Origin of the sequence: Vibrio sp. 1151_11 (assembly GCF_029478525.1) — a bacterium.
Classification (GTDB): Bacteria; Pseudomonadota; Gammaproteobacteria; order Enterobacterales; family Vibrionaceae; genus Vibrio; species Vibrio anguillarum.
On sequence record NZ_SHMN01000011.1, the window covers coordinates 94,702 to 114,794 of the forward strand.

At 45.5% G+C, this 20,093-nt stretch carries 21 protein-coding genes; all 21 read right to left on the bottom strand.

The annotated features are described in order from the left end of the window. Positions 1 to 57: 57 nt before the first annotated feature. Positions 58 to 1,275, bottom strand: coding sequence for a c-type cytochrome biogenesis protein CcmI (gene ccmI / locus EXZ60_RS10150; protein WP_013856382.1), 1,218 nt, complete (start codon positions 1,273 to 1,275; stop codon positions 58 to 60). Then, complete coding sequence (locus EXZ60_RS10155) at positions 1,275 to 1,772, bottom strand: cytochrome c-type biogenesis protein (protein WP_013856381.1); 498 nt, start codon at positions 1,770 to 1,772, stop codon at positions 1,275 to 1,277. The genes ccmI and EXZ60_RS10155 overlap by 1 nt, the downstream gene beginning before the upstream one ends. Then, entirely contained in the window at positions 1,772 to 2,323 is a 552-nt protein-coding gene (locus tag EXZ60_RS10160) for a DsbE family thiol:disulfide interchange protein (RefSeq protein WP_013856380.1), read from the bottom strand. The genes EXZ60_RS10155 and EXZ60_RS10160 overlap by 1 nt, the downstream gene beginning before the upstream one ends. Next, positions 2,324 to 4,279 (bottom strand): heme lyase CcmF/NrfE family subunit, encoded by a 1,956-nt coding sequence (locus tag EXZ60_RS10165; protein WP_222715218.1) that lies wholly within the window; start codon positions 4,277 to 4,279, stop codon positions 2,324 to 2,326. Further along, complete coding sequence (gene ccmE, locus EXZ60_RS10170; RefSeq protein ID WP_013856378.1) at positions 4,276 to 4,761, bottom strand: cytochrome c maturation protein CcmE; 486 nt, start codon at positions 4,759 to 4,761, stop codon at positions 4,276 to 4,278. Before ccmE ends, EXZ60_RS10165 begins: the two co-directional genes overlap by 4 nt. Then, the gene (gene ccmD, locus EXZ60_RS10175) at positions 4,758 to 4,964 is read right to left on the bottom strand and encodes a heme exporter protein CcmD (RefSeq protein WP_013856377.1); all 207 of its coding nucleotides are present in this window, start codon (positions 4,962 to 4,964) and stop codon (positions 4,758 to 4,760) included. Before ccmD ends, ccmE begins: the two co-directional genes overlap by 4 nt. Positions 4,965 to 4,966: 2 nt before the next feature. Next, positions 4,967 to 5,719 (bottom strand): heme ABC transporter permease, encoded by a 753-nt coding sequence (locus EXZ60_RS10180; protein WP_019280903.1) that lies wholly within the window; start codon positions 5,717 to 5,719, stop codon positions 4,967 to 4,969. A gap of 111 nt (positions 5,720 to 5,830) precedes the next feature. Continuing rightward, positions 5,831 to 6,499: a heme exporter protein CcmB gene (gene ccmB, locus EXZ60_RS10185; protein WP_222715217.1), complete on the bottom strand. Its 669-nt coding sequence runs from the start codon at positions 6,497 to 6,499 to the stop codon at positions 5,831 to 5,833. Beyond that, positions 6,496 to 7,119: a cytochrome c biogenesis heme-transporting ATPase CcmA gene (gene ccmA, locus EXZ60_RS10190; protein ID WP_064625747.1), complete on the bottom strand. Its 624-nt coding sequence runs from the start codon at positions 7,117 to 7,119 to the stop codon at positions 6,496 to 6,498. The genes ccmB and ccmA overlap by 4 nt, the downstream gene beginning before the upstream one ends. Positions 7,120 to 7,330: 211 nt before the next feature. Then, positions 7,331 to 7,831, bottom strand: a complete 501-nt coding sequence (locus EXZ60_RS10195; protein ID WP_214651447.1) for a DUF2802 domain-containing protein — start codon at positions 7,829 to 7,831, stop codon at positions 7,331 to 7,333. Then, positions 7,831 to 8,325 (bottom strand): chemotaxis protein CheW, encoded by a 495-nt coding sequence (locus EXZ60_RS10200; protein WP_013856372.1) that lies wholly within the window; start codon positions 8,323 to 8,325, stop codon positions 7,831 to 7,833. The genes EXZ60_RS10195 and EXZ60_RS10200 overlap by 1 nt, the downstream gene beginning before the upstream one ends. 40 nt (positions 8,326 to 8,365) lie before the next feature. Further along, positions 8,366 to 9,352, bottom strand: a complete 987-nt coding sequence (locus tag EXZ60_RS10205; protein ID WP_277435662.1) for a chemotaxis protein CheW — start codon at positions 9,350 to 9,352, stop codon at positions 8,366 to 8,368. Continuing rightward, positions 9,345 to 10,121 carry a ParA family protein gene (locus tag EXZ60_RS10210; protein WP_026027244.1) on the bottom strand — a complete coding sequence of 259 codons (777 nt, stop codon included), beginning with the start codon at positions 10,119 to 10,121 and terminating at the stop codon, positions 9,345 to 9,347. The genes EXZ60_RS10205 and EXZ60_RS10210 overlap by 8 nt, the downstream gene beginning before the upstream one ends. Positions 10,122 to 10,131: 10 nt before the next feature. Beyond that, positions 10,132 to 11,247 carry a chemotaxis response regulator protein-glutamate methylesterase gene (locus EXZ60_RS10215; protein WP_017045237.1) on the bottom strand — a complete coding sequence of 372 codons (1,116 nt, stop codon included), beginning with the start codon at positions 11,245 to 11,247 and terminating at the stop codon, positions 10,132 to 10,134. 25 nt (positions 11,248 to 11,272) lie between these two features. Then, positions 11,273 to 13,567, bottom strand: a complete 2,295-nt coding sequence (locus tag EXZ60_RS10220; protein WP_277435655.1) for a chemotaxis protein CheA — start codon at positions 13,565 to 13,567, stop codon at positions 11,273 to 11,275. Positions 13,568 to 13,576: 9 nt separating this feature from the next. Next, positions 13,577 to 14,293, bottom strand: a complete 717-nt coding sequence (locus EXZ60_RS10225) for a protein phosphatase CheZ (protein WP_017045236.1) — start codon at positions 14,291 to 14,293, stop codon at positions 13,577 to 13,579. 57 nt (positions 14,294 to 14,350) lie between these two features. Continuing rightward, complete coding sequence (cheY, locus tag EXZ60_RS10230; RefSeq protein WP_033197405.1) at positions 14,351 to 14,719, bottom strand: chemotaxis response regulator CheY; 369 nt, start codon at positions 14,717 to 14,719, stop codon at positions 14,351 to 14,353. A gap of 44 nt (positions 14,720 to 14,763) precedes the next feature. Next, positions 14,764 to 15,498, bottom strand: coding sequence for an RNA polymerase sigma factor FliA (locus EXZ60_RS10235; protein WP_010318887.1), 735 nt, complete (start codon positions 15,496 to 15,498; stop codon positions 14,764 to 14,766). Next, positions 15,491 to 16,378, bottom strand: coding sequence for a MinD/ParA family protein (locus EXZ60_RS10240; RefSeq protein ID WP_010318888.1), 888 nt, complete (start codon positions 16,376 to 16,378; stop codon positions 15,491 to 15,493). The genes EXZ60_RS10235 and EXZ60_RS10240 overlap by 8 nt, the downstream gene beginning before the upstream one ends. A 13-nt stretch (positions 16,379 to 16,391) precedes the next feature. Next, positions 16,392 to 17,879 carry a flagellar biosynthesis protein FlhF gene (gene flhF, locus EXZ60_RS10245; protein WP_017042531.1) on the bottom strand — a complete coding sequence of 496 codons (1,488 nt, stop codon included), beginning with the start codon at positions 17,877 to 17,879 and terminating at the stop codon, positions 16,392 to 16,394. A 52-nt stretch (positions 17,880 to 17,931) separates the two neighbouring features. Next, positions 17,932 to 20,025 carry a flagellar biosynthesis protein FlhA gene (gene flhA / locus EXZ60_RS10250; protein WP_013856364.1) on the bottom strand — a complete coding sequence of 698 codons (2,094 nt, stop codon included), beginning with the start codon at positions 20,023 to 20,025 and terminating at the stop codon, positions 17,932 to 17,934. Positions 20,026 to 20,093: the final 68 nt, after the last annotated feature.

The following is a 20,093-nucleotide window of genomic DNA, read 5'->3' on the forward strand; positions in this document are numbered from 1 at the left end:
TGTATAAAGGCCGATGAGACATCGGCCTATCAATACGTTAATTGTATATAAGTGCTATTAATACTGCTTATTGATCACAACTTCAACAGGTTGACCGAGGCTCATGGGAGCACTTTCACCAAACCAATCACCTTGTTTGGTTGAAACATTGCCATCCGTATCCAAGCGTACTCGAACAATAAGCTGTGCAAGGTCGGATAACTTCCGCCCCTGAACCATGCTATTGCTATCATCTAACACAACCTTAATAGGGAATTGAGTCAGTGGATAACGCGCTGCGGCAACAGGCATAGGTGCACCATCAGAACTGTGCACAGAGACTATGAGTACTGCATTTTGTTCAAGAGTCACACCATCACCGAGTGAGATGGTGACAGGAACCATTTTCCCATCGATAGCTTTAGGCTGCATTTTGCTTTGTGCTCTTTCAATACTGCGCGAAAGCATCTCATAACGGCTATCTTCAGGGCCAATCATCTGCTGCATTAATCGCCAATACTTCATCGCCGCTGGGTAATCCTGGCGTTCAAACGCATCAAACGCAAGTAGTGAAAACACGCGTAGATCAACATAATCTTGTTGTACTAATGCCGTTAAAATTTCACGTGCTTGATTTTGGTCAAGCTCATCTTGTGACAACATTAATGCTTGCGCATAGCCCAACTTCACATCTGCATCTTTTGGATCTAACGCATACGCTTTCTTCATTGAGCCAATCGATGTTTCTATATCTCTGTTAGCAAGTCCAATACGTCCAAGCAGCAACCACCCGGTCGCATCTTGAGGCTGATAATGCAGACGAGTGCGCAGCGCCAGTGTGAGATCATTCATCTCATCATCACTTAAGGCAGCACCTTCTGGTGACATCATTTTTTTTGAGAGTGCAGGTAAGTTAGCGTTCACTTGCTGCCACTGCTCTACTTGACTAGCCGCGCCAAATTTTAGGTAAAAGCCATAGCTTAAGATGACGACCAATAAAATCGAGGGGATCAAAACAACCATCGGTGACACATGTGAAGAATTTCCTTGCACCGATTGCGCAGGAATATCATCCAATAGCGACTGTTTCAGATCAGCAATCAGCTCTTGTTCGCTGTCAACCAACCCTTCTTGCGTCTCTTCGTGTAACTCTGCAAGGCGGTTTTTAAAGATCGCTTTGTTCAATTCGTCACGCAGCGCTGCATCGTTGTTCGCTCTGTTTTTGAGGATCGGCAGTGCAATGAAGACACAACCAAAGAAGGTCAGAATGAGGGTAGATAACCAAAAAAACGTCATTATTGTTTGTCTCCATGCTTCTCATCATCAACCGCGTCTTCGGCGAGCAACTGATTTAATCGCTCTTCCTTTTCGGCATCCCAAACTTCACCACTTTGAGCGGTTGATGCTTTACGACGTTTGCTGCGTAATACAATAAAACCAAAACCCAGGAACACCACACTCAAAGGACCTAGCCATAAGATGGAAGTCGCCAAAGTCAACGGTGGGTTATAGGTCACAAAGTTGCCGTAACGTGCAATCATGTAGTCAACAATGTCTTGTTCAGACTTACCTTGCTTGGTCATTTCATAGACTTTATTACGTAAGTCCTGTGCTAATGCCGCATTTGAGTCGGCAATAGTATTGTTTTGACACTTTGGACAACGCAATGTATTGCTCAACTCTTTGAATTGCTGCTCTTGCTGTGGATTATCAAATTCGTACACTTCAATTGCAGATTGCACAGAAAATACCAAAGCAAAGCTAGCAATGATCGATAATATAAAACGCTTCATTACTTCGCTTCCTCTAAAAGTTTCTGATACATAGGTTGCAAAGTTGTTTGCCAATTGGTTGGATTAACATCCCCCACATGGCGGTAACGAATAACGCCGTTGGCATCAATGAGAAAGGTTTCCGGCGCACCATAAACGCCGAGATCTAACCCTAACATACCATTACCATCGAACAGGCTGATCAAGTAAGGATTACCTAGCTCATTTAACCATTGAACCGCTTTATCTCGTTGATCTTTATAATTTAAGCCTATAATTTTTACACCATCACCCGCCAACCGATTGAGATATTGATGTTCGGCATAGCAGGTCGGGCACCAAGTTGCCCAGACGTTCAGCAGCAAAGGCTCGCCTTTAAATATCGCTTGGTCGTACAGCTTGCCGGGTTCGGCTAAATCTTCCAAACGAAATTCAGGCACAGACTTACCAATCAGAACCGACTCCAATTTTGTGGGATCATCACCTTCGGTATTTTTGACCAACTGAGTAACAAACACGGCAACTAGACCAAGAAAAGCCACCAATGGAATAAATAGAATTTTCTTGTTCATCTACGCCTCCTGTTGGGAGCTTTTTCTAAAGCGGTAGCGTTTGTCACTGATGGCTAACGCACCACCTAATGACATCAATAAAGCACCAGCCCAGATCCAACGTACAAATGGTTTGTAATAAATTCGGATCGCCCATGAACGACCATCTTCTAATCGCTCACCCATTGCAATGTACAAATCGCGAGTGATGCCACGATCGATGGCCGCTTCAGTCATCATTGACTTGGCAGTACGATAAAAACGTTTTTCCGCATGGAGTGTATTAACGTATTGCCCATCCTGCGTAATTTCAAAATCGGCAATATAACCATCATAGTTCGGGCCATCTTTATCTCTTAACCCTTTGAAATAAAATTCATATTGTTGGATTTCAAAAGATTCTCCAGGCGCTAGACGAACATCACGCTCGATACTGTAGTTTTGCACCATCGCAATACCAATCACAGTAACGGCAAGACCAACATGGCCTAACATCATGGCCCAGTGGCTACGTTGTAGTTTAGTCACCCCTATCATGAAGCTATGACGATGTGTCGCACGTTGGTGCAACTCGACAACGTGTAGCAAGATGATCCAAAAGGCCATGACCCAGCCGATAAATGCCATCAAGCTAAAGCGTTCAGCTAGCAGGTACACCATAACCGCCGAAAGAATCAACGCCATCAGGCCACAAATCAACATCGGTTTCAAAAGCTTGGAAAAATTATCGCGTTTCCAACGGATCAGTGGACCGATCCCCAGCAAAAATGCAAATGGCACCATTAGCCATGCAAACAGCATGTTGAAGAAAGGCGCTCCTATTGATACGGAACCAAGGCCAATCTGCTTGTGGATTAAAGGTAACAAGGTGCCAACCAACACCACCACCAATGCAGCGATTAATAAGATGTTGTTGGAGAGCAGCGCATTTTCACGCGAGATCAATTCAGCATTGCCACGGACGCGCACTGCCGCACCTTTAACGGCAAACAATAGCAGTGAGCCACCGATGACAAACACCAAAAACCCAAGGATAAACAGGCCACGAGCGGGATCGGATGCAAATGCGTGTACCGAAACCAAAATACCAGATCGCACTAAGAATGTGCCCAGTAAACTGAGCGAAAATGCTGAAATTGCCAGTAACACTGTCCAAGCTTTGAATGTGCCACGTTTTTCTGTCACAGCAAGTGAGTGCATCAATGCCGTTCCCACAAGCCATGGCATAAACGACGCGTTTTCTACTGGATCCCAGAACCACCAGCCACCCCAGCCAAGTTCGTAGTAAGCCCACCACGAACCTAGCGCGATGCCTAATGTCAAAAATAACCACGCCGCAGTTGTCCAAGGACGAGACCAACGGGCCCATGCAGTATCCAAACGCCCGGTCATCAAAGAGGCTATCGCAAATGAGAATGCGACTGAAAAACCAACATATCCCATGTATAACATGGGTGGGTGAATGATTAGCCCAGGATCTTGTAGCAGCGGGTTTAAGTCACGACCATCAATTGGGAAATAGGGTAAGGTGCGTAAAAATGGATTCGAAGTCACGATGACAAACAGCAAGAATCCAACGCTGATCAGCCCCATAACGGATAAGACTCGCGCCACAGATTCTTGAGGCATACCACGGCTAAAGGTAGCCACCGCCACAGTCCATCCCGCTTGAATTAAAACCCACAGCAATAAAGAACCTTCATGCGCCCCCCACACCGCTGTTAGACGGTAATACCAGGGTAATTGACTATTCGAATTACTCGCCACGTATTGTACCGTGAAGTCATTGACATAAAATGCCCATAGCAAAATGCTAAATGAGACCAATAGCAATGAAAACATTCCCCATGCTAATGGCCGCGCAGTATTCATCAGCATGGTATTGTTTTTAGAAGCACCAACAAGTGGAAGTAAGCTGAGTAATATGGCAAGCCCAAGTGAAACAATAAGGGCAAAATGTCCTATTTCAACAATCATTGAGCACTTCCTTGTTTTTGTTCCGAGCTATAGGTTAACGGCTCATGCGTTTTCTTCATTGCTTCAGCAATTTCCGGTGGCATATAGTTTTCATCATGCTTGGCTAGCACTTCAAACGCTTCCACTGTGGTGGCATCTTTCAATACGCCTTGCGCAACAATACCCTGACCTTCTCTAAACAAGTCGGGTAAGATGCCTTCATATTCGACCGTCACATTTGGACCAACATCATGGAGCTGAAATCTTACTTTTAGTGAACCCGGATCTCTTTTCACAGAGCCCACCACCACCATGCCGCCAATACGTAGCCGTTGACCCACTTCTGGCTTTGTCCCATCGGGTTTACCGTGTACAAGCTCGGTCGGCGTATAGAAAAGGTCCATATTTTGATTGAGTGCATACAACATCAAACCAATGGTGGCACCAGCCCCAATAATCAATGCCAAAATAATGGTGAGTCTTTTTTTACGTCTTGGGGTCATAAGGTGTTCTCCATATGCTTCGCAGCATCAATTCTGGCTTGGCGTTCAACCTTTGCTTGCACATCTTGCAACAAGGTTTTGCCACGCTTGATGCTGAGCATCAGTAAAATAAACATGGATAAAAAGGTAATGCCAAATGCACTCCATACATAGGCGGAGTAACCGCCCATCGCCAAGAAATCACTCAAAGAGTCAAAATGCATGATCAGTTACCTTTCTGTGTTTGAAGGGTTGCCAATTCGATAACCCAAGGGCGATGGCTCTCTTTACTGATAATTTCATTGCGTAAGCGGACCATAGTGACCGCAGCAAAAAAGAAAGCAAAACCAAAAATATTGAGCAGCAGTGGCCACAACATGTCACTGGATATGGAAGGCTTTTCAAATTTAGTAATCGTGGCACCTTGATGCAGGGTATTCCACCACTCAACGGAGAAATGAATGATAGGTAGATTGATCACACCAACGATGGCCAGCAGACCTGCGGCTTTTGCGGCTGTTTTTTGATCATCGAAAGCGTGGTAAAGCGCAATCACTCCCAAATAGAGAAACAGTAAAATGAGCTCAGACGTCAGACGAGCATCCCATACCCACCAAGTTCCCCACATCGGTTTACCCCAAATGGCTCCAGTAATTAACGCAATAAACGTAAATACCGCACCGATGGGCGCCATTGCAGCAGCGGCCATGTCTGACAGTTTTAATTGCCAAACTAGACCAATGAAAGCCGCAATCGCCATCGACATATAAATGCCCATTGACCAAATGGCGGAAGGGACATGAATGTAAATGATTCTGAAGCTGTCGCCTTGCTGATAGTCTGCCGGAGCATAAGCTAAACCAAGGATATTACCGACTACCAGGCATAAGATAGCGAGTCCTGCAAACCAAGGCAGGAACTTTCCACATAGCCGATAGGCGGATTCAGGCTTTGCATAGGGATGGAGCCATTTCCACATTGTATTGTCTCACTCTTACTTCATTGCTTCTGAGCATGTGTCTGCTCAGTTTATTGTGTTGTTGATACGCAACGCTCAAATGCATTGCTGAAAATATCGTTCGTACTTAATTTAGTTAACGCTGACTCTCAATGCTGCGCTAATAGCAAATGGAGTTAATGTTATCGCGCCCATAAACATTGCCCCCAAAACAGCCAATTGACCGTTGTAGAGCATGCCAAGCGATGCTGCATCAATAGCTGATGTAGCGAAGATTAAAATCGGGATATACAAGGGTAAGACCAGTAGGCTCAGCAACACGCCACCTTTTTGCAAGCCGACGGTCAATGCAACCCCAATAGCACCGATAAAACTCAACGTTGGCGTGCCAATGAACAAAGTCAATACAACCGCAAGCCACGTATTAAAATCTAATGACAATAATACGGCTAACAATGGGCTAATTAAAATTAAAGGCAGTCCAGTCAATAACCAATGAGCCACGACTTTTGAAATAACGACTATTGGTAATGGCACTGGGAGCAGCATCATTTGTTCAAGCGACCCGTCTTGAAAATCATCGCGAAACAGACGCTCAAGTGATAGTAGCGCCGACAGTAACGCCGCAACCCAAACAATACCTGCGGCGATACGGGCGAGCAAAGCAGGCTCTGGGCCGATACTCAGCGGGAATAGGGTGATCACTATGATAAAAAACCACAGTGGATTAAAAATATCGGCTTGACGTCGAAAGGCGATCAATAATTCACGACGGATGATCATACCCATGGTCACGATCATGACTCATGCCCCAATTTAATTTTTCGCAATTGCGGATAGTGAGCAAACATATCTTGGTGTGTGGTCAATACAACGATGCCACCTTGTTGCGCATGCGCTAGAAATAAGGCTTCCAACACTTTGACACCTTGCTTATCAATCGCAGTTAACGGTTCATCTAAAATCCACAACTTTTGTTGACTGAGCCACAAACGAGCCAGCGCAACTCGGCGCTGTTGTCCGGCAGAAAGCTGGCCTGCAGGCACGTCTTCTCGGCCAGCTAAACCTACTTTAGCCAAGGCTTGGTATATCTCTTGAGAAGACGATTCTGCATTATGCACTGATTGATAAAAATGAAGATTCTCGAATGCCGTCAAATCGCGCTTAACCCCAGTTTGATGACCAAGAAACAGTAAATCTTGGTGGTAATCATCACGATTAGACTCAATATTCATGCCATTCCACGAAATAGAACCATCCTCTCTATCACCTAACCCGGCAACAATTCGTAGCAAGGTCGTTTTACCTGTGCCGTTCCGTCCTTCAATCTGCACCAATTCGCCAGCATGAATCACAAAGCTAAGTGCTTCAAACAGAACTCTTTCATCACGAATTGCGGTCAGGTTATTTACTTCAAGCATGTGCATCTAAATCGAGAAATTTGAGCCGCTATATTAGCACACCACACCTAAGACAAAACATAATAAGACTATTACCAGTCACGAAACTAGGTAAGAAACTGTTAATTTTTAATTATTTTCTGTCTCATTTACTACTTTATGGCTACATTTAACCACATTCAAAACTAGAGAGGGAAGCCATTGGCTTCCCTCTCTAGTTTCGCTCTTTCGACTATTTTTTGGCAGGTCGCCTCGTACTTTGCACCGGCTCGCGACCTTCCGGGTGACTACTCAGTGGCGGGATGCTTTCATGCCCTGCAATTTTCTTCTGCAAGGACATCATCAACTCAGCTTCAGCTTTAGGTAGCTCACACTCTTTAATAAGCTCATTGATGTCAGCACCGAGTTGGACCATTTTTGTCGCTCGGCTGTATAAACGCCCATCCGTATCAACATGTTCCAATTCAGTAATTCGCTCGTTTAAATGCTGGATGAGATCCTGCTGATCCGTCACTTTTTGGCCAAGACCAATAGCAACTGAGCGTATTTCCAACAGCTGTCTATTCGTCTTTTGCAACTCCTTATCTAACGATCGGGCTTGTTGTCTTTGGTGATCAATCTGTTGGGCAAGTCCCTGACGTACACGAAGTAACACCAGCAACAAAAATACAACAACAAAAACCGCGCTCCCTATAAGAATAACAGGAGCACTGAACAACATAGCTTCGCTCATTATAGGTGGACCATCTCGTCCCACTCGTCTTCAGTTAGTAGTTTATTCAGGTCAACAAGGATCAATAGCTTACCGTCACGGTTGCTCACGCCTTGGATAAACTTAGCGCTCTCATCGGTACCAACACTTGGTGTAGTATCGATTTCAGAAGAACGTAGGTAAACCACTTCCGCAACGCTATCGACTAAAATACCAATCACTTGGCGCTCAGATTCAATCACAATGATGCGTGTATTATCCGTGATTTCACCTTGCATTAAGCCAAAACGAGATCGTGTATCAATGACGGTCACAACATTACCACGTAGGTTAATGATGCCAAGAACATAATCAGGAGCACCTGGTACCGGTGCAATTTCTGTATAGCGAAGCACTTCACGTACCTGCATTACATTAATTCCGTATGTTTCTTCTTCTAGTTGGAACGTCACCCACTGAAGCACTTCGTCGTTAGACTTGTCTTTTCTTACTTCTACTTCGTTAGTCTGAGACATACCTTTTCCTCTCTAAGTCGATTCCGACATCAATGTATTATTATTTCTCTAGTGCTTTTACATCAAGCCCTGCATTAAGCATAGCTATCAATGCTTCAACATGGATCAAAGCACACATTTTTTCTTTTACCATTCCAGCAAGCCACGGCCTTTTGCCTGCCTGTTCTCGCCAGCGGACCTTCTCTGAGCTTAGCAATTCTGTACCCATAAGCTGAGTACTTGCTAACCCCCACATACTGTCACCAAGCATGACGATGTATTGATAACCTTCTTTGTAGCTATCATCATGGAGCTTTTCTGCCATTACCCATTTTGCCGTATCGACAACATCTAGCTGATTGTCTTTATTAGTTTGCAGTCCAAGGTACCAAGCAGGTCGACCGATTAAATGATTGAGCGTTGCCATACGGTGGATCCCCCCAAGTTCATCAAGAGGCACCGCAAACGTCACGCCATTCACTTCAAAATAGAGCACTTGAAAATCTCGTGTTCTCGCAGTGCTTTTCCATGTACCAATTCCAGAGTAGCCCGCTTGCGTTTCAAGTTCGACTTCAGCCGTCGGTTGCTCAACCACTTCCACGTCAACAGCAAATTCTTCAACAGTGTCTGCCGCAGTCAGAATTTCAACTTCAGGTTCTGTTTCCAAAGTATCGGCGGGAATATCCCATTCTTGGATCTCTTCAACAATTTCAGCCACTGGTTGAGTTTTTAAAGCGATCTGAACGGTGTTTTGCTCCATGATCTCTTCCAGCTCTAACTCTGCCACTGGATTACTTGATTCTAGCTGGCTTAATAAGCGTTGCACATCATCTAAATTCGGCAGCTCAAACTCAACCACTTCAGCATGGTAATAACTTTTTTCCGGTACAGATTGCACCGATGTCGAAAGCGCTAACTCAGGTTCAGCAAGGGACAATTCTTTGTGCTCTTCCGCTTTCAGCTCAAGTTCAATCGCTTCTTCATCTAGTAACGCTGTAAAGTAGTCATCGAGTGCTTGTTCACTGGATAAAAATGGCCCACTACTCATCAATAGCTAGCCTCTCTAAATAAATCAGCAACTGTTTATAAGCAAAAACACCACGGCTACCTTCAGCAAAATGAGAAGCAGGCAAGCGCTTTAAACTCGCGTCACGAAACTTGGTGTCTATAGGTACAGCAGAGCTCCAAACTTGCTCTGGGTAATCTTTTTTAAGTTGATTCAGCGTTTGCAAAGAAGCCCGGGTTCGCTTGTCGTACATAGTCGGTACGATAGTCACTTTAAACGATCGACTACGAGATTTTTGCATGATGGCTAAGGTGCGAATCATCCTTTCGAGCCCTTTCATAGCCAGAAACTCAGTCTGCACTGGAATTAAGATACGATCGCTGGCGGCCAATGCATTAACCATCATTACCCCTAAAATTGGAGGACAGTCGATCAATACGTAGTCATAATTATGGCGCAATGCAAGAAGCGCACGTTTCAAAATCAGCCCCATTCCACTGCGGTTGCCCATGACTCTATCTAAAGTGGCTAGAGACATATGGGCAGGGATGAGATCAATGCCTTCAACATCGGTTTTTAGGATAAGAGGGGTAACGCTTTGCTCTGTTAACTCACGTTGCTGAAATAGGTCAAACAGGCTGACGGGCACGCCATCAGAATCATAACCTAAGTATGTAGTAAGCGAGGCGTGAGGGTCAGTATCGACCAACAGCACTCTTTTGCCTTGCTGACTTAGCAAACCGGCAAGCGTAATCGTTGTGGTTGTTTTACCCACACCGCCTTTTTGGTTTGCAATACTCCATACAATCATTGAACTTCCTTTATGCGAGGCCAACTTCAACTAACATTCGTTCTGATATACGCTCTAACGGTAAATCTTCAGACGAGATCCCCGCTTTTGCGACAGCTTGCGGCATGCCATACACCACGCAACTTTCTTCATCCTGAGCCCAAATGGTTGCCCCTGCGGCTTGTAACATTCGAGCCCCTTCACGACCATCGGCTCCCATACCAGTCAATATCATTGATAGCACTTTATCTGCATAGATCTTCGCCGCAGAACCGAATGTTATATCAACACACGGCTTATAGTTCATACGTTCGCCACCATCGATAATGCGCAATTTAGCACTACCCGGACGGCCCTCAATCATCATCTGTTTACCACCCGGAGCCAAATAGGCAACACCTGGGCGCAATGCATCACCATCTTCTGCTTCTTTCACTTCAATTTTACACAGTGAGTTGAGCCGGTTTGCAAATGCAGCAGTGAAGGTGGCAGGCATGTGTTGAATGAGTACGATCGGATGCGGATAATTCGCAGGTAACTTCGTCAATATTTTTTGTAACGCAACCGGGCCCCCTGTAGAGGTACCGATAGCAGTCAACTGATATTTTTTACCTGTAGCTTTAAAGCGAGCCAATGTGCCCATTGATTTCGGCGCAGGGGAACTCGCCGTTGTAGCCGCTGTTCTATTGGCAAACGGCGATGATGTGCTCGGCACTGGGCGTGAAACCAAAGGTCTTCTCAGCATCCCTTTTTTCGACGCGATTTGAATAACCCGTTGTTGTAATAAAGCGACAGCCTCATCACGGTTACGGGCAATATCTTCAAATTTTTTCGGTAAGAAATCTAACGCTCCAGCATCTAAAGCATCTAGCGTTGCTTTGGCACCATCATGAGTCAGCGATGAGAACATCAAGATCGGGATCGGGTTCGCAGCCATAATTTCACGGACAGCAGTAATGCCATCCATAACTGGCATCTCAATATCCATTGTGATGACATCAGGCTTTAAGATTCTCGCTTTTTCTACGGCTTCTTTACCGTTAGTTGCAACATCAATCACTTCTAGACGGGTGTCAGAGTTAATAATTTCACTCACACGCCGTCTAAAAAAGCTCGAATCATCAACGACTAATACTCTAATCGCCATGGGTGTCCTTATATTGTGTGCTCATTTAAATGCGGGAAGCAGCAGCATACTGCTTAAGCAAATCTGGCACATCTAGTATTAGTGCAATATGTCCATCGCTGGTAATCGTTGCCCCAGCCATACCCGGTGTTTTTTGAAGAAGCTTATCTAGTGGTTTGATTACCACTTCTTCTTGGCCAATTAAGGTATCAACCACAAAACCAACTCGCTGGCTACCAATCTGAACAATAACAACATGTCCATGACCTTTACGCAGTTCTATTTTACCCGCTTTAGGTGCTAGCCAATTCTGTAAGTAGAAGAGTGGTATCGATTTTTTACGTACTATGATGGTCAATTGTCCATCAACGACGTTCGTCCGGCTAAGATCAAGATGGAAGATTTCATTCACGCTCGCAAGCGGTAGAGCAAATGGATGCCCTGCGACCCCAACCATCAATGTCGGTAAGATAGCGAGTGTTAGCGGCACTTTGATCGTAATCTTAGTCCCTTTGCCCATCTCAGAATCGATGTCAATTGAACCATTGAGTGTATTGATGGCTGTTTTTACAACATCCATCCCAACACCACGACCAGAAATGTCTGAAATTTGCTCTTTACTGGAGAATCCCGCCATAAAGATTAAGTTAAAACACTCTTTATTGGAGAGACGCGACGCCGCATCTTCATCCATCATGCCTCGTTTAACCGCAATACTACGCAGCTTATCTGGGTCCATACCGCCGCCGTCATCGACGATAGCTAGCTCAATATGATCACCTTCTTGCGAAGCTGAGAGTATGATTTTACCCGTGCTTGGCTTTCCAGATTTGCTACGCACATCAGGCATTTCAATGCCGTGGTCAACTGAGTTACGCACTAAGTGGATCAATGGGTCTGCAAGCGCTTCGACCAAGTTTTTATCAAGGTCTGTTTCTTCACCGCGCATTTCAAGCACGATGTCTTTTTTCAGGGTACGTGCAAGGTCTCGAACCACGCGAGGGAAACGACCGAACACTTTCTTAATCGGTTGCATGCGCGTTTTCATGACAGCGCCTTGCAAATCCGCAGTAACTACATCAAGGTTAGCCACCGCTTTTGCCATCTCTTCGTCGTTGCTATTAAGCCCTAAACTCAGCAAGCGGTTACGCACTAGCACCAATTCGCCAATCATGTTCATAATGATGTCGAGCGTTGATGTATCAACACGGACTGTTGTTTCCGGCTGAGTTTGCGCTTTTTTAGCCACAGCAGGTGCTGATACTTCTTTTTTCTCAGCCACTGCAACCGGAGCTTTCGCCGGGGAAGAGGCGGCTGGAGCCGTTACTTTAGGCTGAGGAGCAGGTGTAGGTTTCGCCGCTTCAGCTTTCGGTTTTGCGGTCTCTGTTGGTTTTATAGGCTCTGCTGGCTTCACATTTTCAGAAGCAGGTCTGGTTGCCATTTCCAACTCTTCTGGCAATGGCCCTTTTCCTGAGCCATGCAGTTCGTCAAGAAGCTTTTCAAACTCCTCGTCCGTCATCAAATCATCGCCACCACCAGCAGAAGCTTTAGGTGCCGCTGTTGATTTAGGCGGAGTAGTTGGTTTCGCTGTAACCTCAGGAGCGGGTTCAACGGTTGGAGCTTTGCCTACGCCGTGCAGTTCATCAAGCAGCTTTTCAAATTCGTCATCCGTAATGTCACCACTAGCAGCCACTGATGCACTTGGGGCTTTAGGCGCTGGGGCCGCCGGTGCGGCATTTTCAGAATGAGCATTAGGCGCGGTGCCCTTGCCATGTAATTCGTCTAACAGTTTTTCAAATTCATCTTGCGTGATTTCATCGATAGAATTTGACGCGACTGCCTTTGAGGCCTCTTGTTGAATGACTTCCGGTTCAGGCGCTTCGATAGCGGCCTCTTCCTCGACTTCAACTTCAGCAATAACAGGCTCCACTTCGTCAATTTCATCTTCAGAAGCAGGACGACACAATTTATGAAGTTCATCGAGTAGAGCGGGATCTGCAGGCTCTAAGGGTTCTTGATCTTGAACAGCGCGAAACTGTGCGTTAACGGTGTCTAAAGCTCGTAACATCGTATCCATCAAGCTCGATGTTACACTTCTTTGGCCATTGCGTAAGATATCAAATACGTTCTCAGCACCGTGGCACGTCTCAACCAGCTCGGTTAGGGCAAGAAACCCGGCCCCACCTTTAACGGTATGGAAACCGCGGAAAATCGCATTTAATAACTCCCTGTCTTCGGGGTTGTTCTCAAGTTCAACCAATTGCTCTGAGAGCAATTCGAGAATTTCACCTGCTTCAACCAAAAAGTCCTGAAGAATGTCGTCGTCTAATTCGTAGCTCATACGTTACCCCTAAAAACCAAGACTCGATAACAAATCATCGACTTCGTCTTGAGATGAAACCGCATCGGCTCTTTCATGAGGGTTCAAAATAGGACCTTCAGGTTCGATAGATGGGTTCTTCTTGTCTGTTTTTTGTTCTATTTGGTTAGCCCCAAAGGCAGTGAGAATCTCAACTAGGCGTTTCTCAACTTCATTAACCAGCGTAATAACACGCCGAATTATTTGGCCAGTGAGATCTTGAAAGTCTTGAGCCATCAATATCTCAGTTAGCTGACCTCGCAATTCGCTGCTGTTGCCTTCAACTTGTGATAGTAGATCATCAATACGGTGACAAAGTGCTTTAAACTCAATGAGATCAATACGTCCATGCATCAACTCATTCCATTGTGGACGCACTTTTAACAGACCTTCGTGAAGGCTGTCAGCGATCGGCATACATCGATCCACTGCATCCATTGTTTTATTCGCAGCCACTTCCGTTTTATCAATTACGTATTGAAGACGATCCCTTGCATCTGGAATTTCGTCATTTGCAATCTCAGCCATACGCTCATCAAGGTTGAACTGTTTGAGCGATTCATGCAGTTCCCTTGTCAAAGTGCCTATTTCTTGCAGCATTGGATTGCTTGCTTTGTCGTAGGTCTCTTTAAAGAGTTGATTCGCCTGATCTTGCTGTCCATTTTCCAGTAGCTGAACGAGTTCTTTTGCTTGTTCTAATGAAATCATCGATTAGCCTTTTCGCGCATAAATGAATAGAGCACCTTTTGTCTGTGACCACACGCTTTATAAACGCTCGAAAATTTTATCCAGTTTTTCTTTAAGCGTAGCAGCAGTAAAAGGTTTTACGATATAACCATTCACACCTGCTTGAGCAGCCTCGATGATTTGTTCGCGTTTTGCTTCTGCGGTGATCATCAGAACAGGCAGATGCTTAAGTTCTGCGTCTGCTCGAATATTTTTCAACAAATCGATGCCTTGCATGCCCGGCATATTCCAGTCTGTAACCACAAACTCAAAATCACCTTTCTTTAGCATAGGCAACGCTGTCAGGCCATCATCTGCTTCTTGGGTATTATTGAAGCCCAAATCACGAAGTAGATTCTTAACAATACGGCGCATTGTTGAAAAGTCGTCAACAATAAGGATCTTCATGTTTTTATTCAAAATTGCCTCCACTGAGCTCGAAATCAGTGATATTAGTCATTTTGCGTCCAAGAACTTAACTTTGTTCTTAGTCGCTGCATAGATTGGCTTAGTATCTGGCTAACGCGGGATTCGCTAACACCTAGAACTTCACCAATTTCTTTTAAGTTTAGCTCTTCATCATAATAGAGCGAAAGTACCAAAGCTTCACGTTCTGGAAGTGATTTTATTGATTCAACCAATGCTTTACGAAACGATTCATCGGCGACTCCCTTAAATGGCGAGTTGTCTTCATCGTCATCCAGAGGAGAAATTGCATCATCAGAAATACCTAAATCTTCGATTCCGACAATCCGTGAGCAATTAATGTCAGTTAATACAGTATGGTACTGATCCAGCGACATGCCTAAATACTTCGCAACTTCTGTATCAGTTGGGTTTCGGTTTAGCTCACCTTCTAGAACTGAAATTGCATGGGTTATCTCTCGGTTGTGTTTATGAACCGAGCGTGGAACCCAATCACCACGCCGAATATCGTCGAGCATAGCTCCACGAATTCGAATTCCTGCGTAGGTTTCAAAGCTTGCACCTTTACTCCCATCATAATTTTTTTGTGCTTCAAGTAGGCCTATCATACCGGCTTGTATTAGATCTTCGACCAATACGTTTGGTGGCAGGCGACCTGCTAAATGGTGTGCAATACGCTTAACCAATACAGAGTATTTTTCTAAAAATGCTTGTTGGCTCTTTAGGTTTCCGTGTTGGTCATAAGTAAGCGCTTTATTCACCGAATGGTTCCCCTACACTTTCTGTTCTATTTAGCAAACGCTCGACAAAAAATTCCAGATGGCCTGTCGGCGTTCTTGGAATTGGCCACGTTAACGCTTTACTTGCCAACGAGCTGATTGCCAGTGCCGCAGGTGACCGTGGAAACGCATCGACCACTATTTTTTGTTTTTTTACTGCTTGTCGCACTTTATCATCCAAAGGTATGCAAGCAACAAGTTCAAGGCTCACATTTAGGAATCTTTCTGTCACTAAAGTTAATTTAGCAAATAATTCCCGTCCTTCACGATAACTTCTCACCATATTGGCCACAATTTTAAAACGTTGCACTTGGTGTTCACGACTTAAGAGCTTGATCAGCGCGTAAGCGTCGGTGATGGATGTCGGTTCGTCACATACCACGATCACTACATCTTGTGCGGCGCGACAGAAGCTCACGACCATATCAGAAATACCTGCGGCTGTATCGATGAGCAGAATATCCATCTCATCTTCTAAACTGCCAAAGGCGCGTATTAAACCAACATGTTGGGCGTGTGACAACTCTGTCATCGACTGTGTGCCCGAGGTCGCTGGAATTATTCGTATCCCAAAAGGCCCCTCGACGATGGCATCTTTGAGTTCACACTCGCCAGCCAGTACATGCCCTAAGTTTCGCTTCGGGCGTATGCCAAGCATAACATCCACGTTAGCTAAACCTAAGTCTGCATCCAACACCATGACTTTTTTGCCTTGACGAGCCATGCAGATCGCCATGCCGAGTGTCACGTGAGATTTACCCACACCACCTTTACCACCAGTCACAGATATGACTTTGGTCAGTGACGGTTGAGTTAAGCGGCGTAAACCGCTCGCTTGGTCATATATCATATTATTCGCCATATTTGTCCGCCGCCTAGAATCTCTCGGAGTCGCTGCTCCAATAGTGAGGTTCATTCTCTGTCGACTTCTCTAGCAATTCGTTTGCCTTTGCAACCATGTACTTCGGCTGGGCAATCACAATATCTTCTGGTACACGCTGGCCATTCGCGATGTAAGCAACGGGCAGTGCGTTTTGAACCACGACACTCACAAATTCCCCTAAGCTCAATGACTCATCAAGCTTAGTCATAATGCACCCTGAAAGAGGGATCCTTCTAAAGTGCTCGATTGTTTCTTGTAATACTTTTCTTTGTGCCGTTGCAGGCAGAACAAGGTAACTGTGGATGATTTCGCCACTCTCTTGCATCAGGGTATCGAGCTGCTCTGATAACCGAACATCACGCTGCCCCATCCCCGCGGTATCAACTAAAATTAAACGCCGATTTCTTAGCTGATATATTACATCGGCTAACTCACTGGAATCTTTAGCAACTCTTACTGGACAACCCATAATTCGGCCATAAATAGAGAGCTGTTCATGAGCACCGATACGGTAGGTATCTGTGGTGACTAGAGCGACGTTATCAGCGCCATACTCCATAGCGGCGCGAGCGGCTAGTTTAGCAATGGTGGTGGTTTTACCAACCCCTGTTGGGCCTAATAGCGCAACCACACCACCACGTTTCAGAATATCTTGTTTGGAAACAGGGATTTGATCAGCCACTAAGCCAAGCAGCGCCTTCCAAGCTTTAGTTGGAGCCGTATCTTCTGGGATATAGCACGCAAGCTGGTCAGCCAGTTCTTGTGAAACCCCCATGCGCTCAAGTCTTTTAATGAGCATGGCACGCAAAGGCTCTCGACGCTCAACTTCTTGCCACATTAATCCTGAAACTTGATGTTCTAACAGGCGGCGTATTGAGGTCATCTCTTCACGCATGTTTTCCAGCTCTGGGTTCGAAACACTCGCCTCTTGCGTTGGGTAACGATCATAACGCGACGGATCTAGCTTCGGCGTTTGACGGGTGGACGCTCTTCTATCCTCTGCAATTAACTTCGCTAATGGCGAATCGGCTCGTAACTCTGCACTACCGTGTCCTGAGTTGGTGTTAGATGAACCCGATTGACGTTGCAATAATGCAGAGAGCGAATCTTCATTTTCGGCGTGATAATCTGAATCTGAGCCACTTGGTGCGCTGTACTGCTTTAACATATTTGCAAAACGTTTGGTCATTGAACGCCCAGAATCTGCGCTGTTTTGCAGGCTGACTCGATCATCATCCAACTCACGAGAGGATTTGTTCAAAGACGGGGTGACTTGGGTGTAACCTTGTTGTCTAGGCTGCGAATTATAGCGCTTGGCACTGTTTTGCTGGGTGGGCTGTTCACCATCCACAGCGGCAACGATTTCCACACCACCCGCGACTTTTTTATTCGACATGATCACCGCTTCCGCACCAAGCTCTTCTTTCACTTGCAGCAGCGCTGTTCGCATATCTTTGGCAAAAAATCGTTTTATTTTCAAAGCAGATATCCGTGTTAAATGGCTAAAGCCCGATTAGGTAACAACAGTTTCGTTAGTTACCAACGGCTTGAACAATCCGAATTTGTTTCTCGTCAGGTATTTCTTGATAAGAGAGCACACGCAAATTAGGTATCGTGTTTTTCACAAACTTCGCCAAAGTTGAACGAAGCACACCAGACGTGAGTAACACGGCGGGCTCACCTTTCAATTCTTGTTCTTGCGTTGCATGGCTCAGTGCAGCTTGTAGACGCTCTGCTAAGCCTGGCTCAATACCTGCCGATTCTCCTCCTGACGCCTGCATGGTTTGATGCAATATTTGTTCCAGCTCAGGAATCAGTGTTATCACTGGTAGTTCAGGTTCTATACCATTGATTTCTTGGACGATTAAACGCTTCAATGAGATTCGAACGGCCGCCGTTAGGATGTCAGGTTCTTGACTCCGCCCAGAATACTCCGCCAAGGTTTGTATTATGGTTCGAATATCTCGGATTGGAATCGCTTCATTGAGTAGGTTTTGCAGTACCTTAACGACTGTACCCAACGGCAGTTGATCTGGAACGAAGTTTTCAACTAGCCTTGGCGCTGAGCGACCCAGCATTTCAATTAAGTTTTGAACCTCTTCATGACCAATCAGTTGCGAGGCGTTATTAGTGAGAAGCTGACTCAAATGAGTGGCGAGTACGGTCGATGAGTCCACAACTGTGTAACCCAGAGCTTGTGCGTGTTCACGTTGTTCTTCACGGATCCAAACCGCTTCAAGGCCGAATGCTGGGTCGAGTGTGCGTTCACCGTCAATAACACCATAGACTTGACCAGGGTTAATCGCCAGTTCTTGATCTGGGCGGATCTCCGCTTCACCAACAGCAACCCCCATTAAGGTAATGCGATAACTATTGGGTGTTAATTCTAAATTGTCGCGAATATGCACTGCGGGGATGAGAAAGCCAAAGTCTTGCGACAGTTTTTTCCGAACACCTTTTACGCGTTCGAGCAGCTCTCCACCTTGATCTCGGTCCACCAGCGGTATCAATCGATAGCCCACTTCTAAGCCAATCACATCAACGGGTTGAACATCATCCCAAGAGAGCTCTTTTTGAGTGGGTGCTTCGTTGTCCACTTTTGCAGGCAGTTTCTTTTCATCGGCGGTTTTTTTCTGTTTGCGTATCATCCAATACGCGCAACCACCCGCTAATGCGGCTAGCAATAAGAAAGCAAAGTGAGGCATACCCGGCACAATGCCCATGATGCCGAGAATACAAGCGGTAATCATCAATGCTTTAGGGTTGTCAAACAGTTGGAAGACGACTTGCTCTCCCATATCTTCATCGGTATTTTGACGGGTAACCATCATGGCAGCGCCAATCGAAAGCAGCAATGAGGGGATCTGAGCCACTAAGCCGTCACCAATGGTCAGCAGTGTGTAGATTTGGATCGCTTCTTTAAAACCCAACCCATATTGCGCCATACCAATCGATAAGCCGCCAATAATGTTGATGAACAAAATTAAGATCCCAGCAATCGCATCCCCTTTAACAAATTTTGACGCACCGTCCATTGAACCGTAGAAATCCGCTTCTTTGGTTACTTCGAAGCGTCTCAGCCGCGCTTGGTCTTGATCGATTAAGCCCGCATTTAAGTCCGCATCTATGGCCATTTGCTTACCCGGCAAGGCATCTAGGGTAAAGCGAGCACTCACCTCAGAAATACGTCCCGCACCTTTGGTTACTACCATGAAGTTGATGATCATCAAGATCAAAAACACCACTAAACCGACGGCGTAGTTACCACCGATCACCACACTACCAAACGCTTCAATGACGTTACCAGCCGCCCCGGGGCCTTCATGACCATACAATAAAACCACACGGGTTGAAGCGACGTTCAAGGCTAGTCGAAGTAAGGTTGCAATAAGCAAAACCGTAGGAAAAGCAGCAAAATCAAGCGGTCTACGGGTATAGACAGTGACGAGTAACACCACCATCGATAAGGCAATGTTAAAAGTGAAAAACAGATCCAATAGGAAGGCTGGGATCGGTAAAACGACCATAGCCAACGTGGCCAATACCATAACCGGCGCACCGATTGCTGGCATACTTCGCTGCGGTATTGATGGCAATTTATCTGCAAATGGGAGAGTAAATTTCATAGGTTAGCAAGCAATCTGTTGATAAATATCTATAAATGCGACAATGCGTTAACTCGGCGATGCAATTT

Coding starts and splice junctions, on each gene's coding strand:
- ccmI (WP_013856382.1), bottom strand. CDS start 1,275: ATGACGTTTTTTTGGTTATCTACCCTCATTCTGACCTTCTTTGGTTGT.
- EXZ60_RS10155 (WP_013856381.1), bottom strand. CDS start 1,772: ATGAAGCGTTTTATATTATCGATCATTGCTAGCTTTGCTTTGGTATTT.
- EXZ60_RS10160 (WP_013856380.1), bottom strand. CDS start 2,323: ATGAACAAGAAAATTCTATTTATTCCATTGGTGGCTTTTCTTGGTCTA.
- EXZ60_RS10165 (WP_222715218.1), bottom strand. CDS start 4,279: ATGATTGTTGAAATAGGACATTTTGCCCTTATTGTTTCACTTGGGCTT.
- ccmE (WP_013856378.1), bottom strand. CDS start 4,761: ATGACCCCAAGACGTAAAAAAAGACTCACCATTATTTTGGCATTGATT.
- ccmD (WP_013856377.1), bottom strand. CDS start 4,964: ATGCATTTTGACTCTTTGAGTGATTTCTTGGCGATGGGCGGTTACTCC.
- EXZ60_RS10180 (WP_019280903.1), bottom strand. CDS start 5,719: ATGTGGAAATGGCTCCATCCCTATGCAAAGCCTGAATCCGCCTATCGG.
- ccmB (WP_222715217.1), bottom strand. CDS start 6,499: ATGATCGTGACCATGGGTATGATCATCCGTCGTGAATTATTGATCGCC.
- ccmA (WP_064625747.1), bottom strand. CDS start 7,119: ATGCTTGAAGTAAATAACCTGACCGCAATTCGTGATGAAAGAGTTCTG.
- EXZ60_RS10195 (WP_214651447.1), bottom strand. CDS start 7,831: ATGAGCGAAGCTATGTTGTTCAGTGCTCCTGTTATTCTTATAGGGAGC.
- EXZ60_RS10200 (WP_013856372.1), bottom strand. CDS start 8,325: ATGTCTCAGACTAACGAAGTAGAAGTAAGAAAAGACAAGTCTAACGAC.
- EXZ60_RS10205 (WP_277435662.1), bottom strand. CDS start 9,352: ATGAGTAGTGGGCCATTTTTATCCAGTGAACAAGCACTCGATGACTAC.
- EXZ60_RS10210 (WP_026027244.1), bottom strand. CDS start 10,121: ATGATTGTATGGAGTATTGCAAACCAAAAAGGCGGTGTGGGTAAAACA.
- EXZ60_RS10215 (WP_017045237.1), bottom strand. CDS start 11,247: ATGGCGATTAGAGTATTAGTCGTTGATGATTCGAGCTTTTTTAGACGG.
- EXZ60_RS10220 (WP_277435655.1), bottom strand. CDS start 13,567: ATGAGCTACGAATTAGACGACGACATTCTTCAGGACTTTTTGGTTGAA.
- EXZ60_RS10225 (WP_017045236.1), bottom strand. CDS start 14,293: ATGATTTCATTAGAACAAGCAAAAGAACTCGTTCAGCTACTGGAAAAT.
- cheY (WP_033197405.1), bottom strand. CDS start 14,719: ATGAAGATCCTTATTGTTGACGACTTTTCAACAATGCGCCGTATTGTT.
- EXZ60_RS10240 (WP_010318888.1), bottom strand. CDS start 16,378: ATGGCGAATAATATGATATATGACCAAGCGAGCGGTTTACGCCGCTTA.
- flhA (WP_013856364.1), bottom strand. CDS start 20,025: ATGAAATTTACTCTCCCATTTGCAGATAAATTGCCATCAATACCGCAG.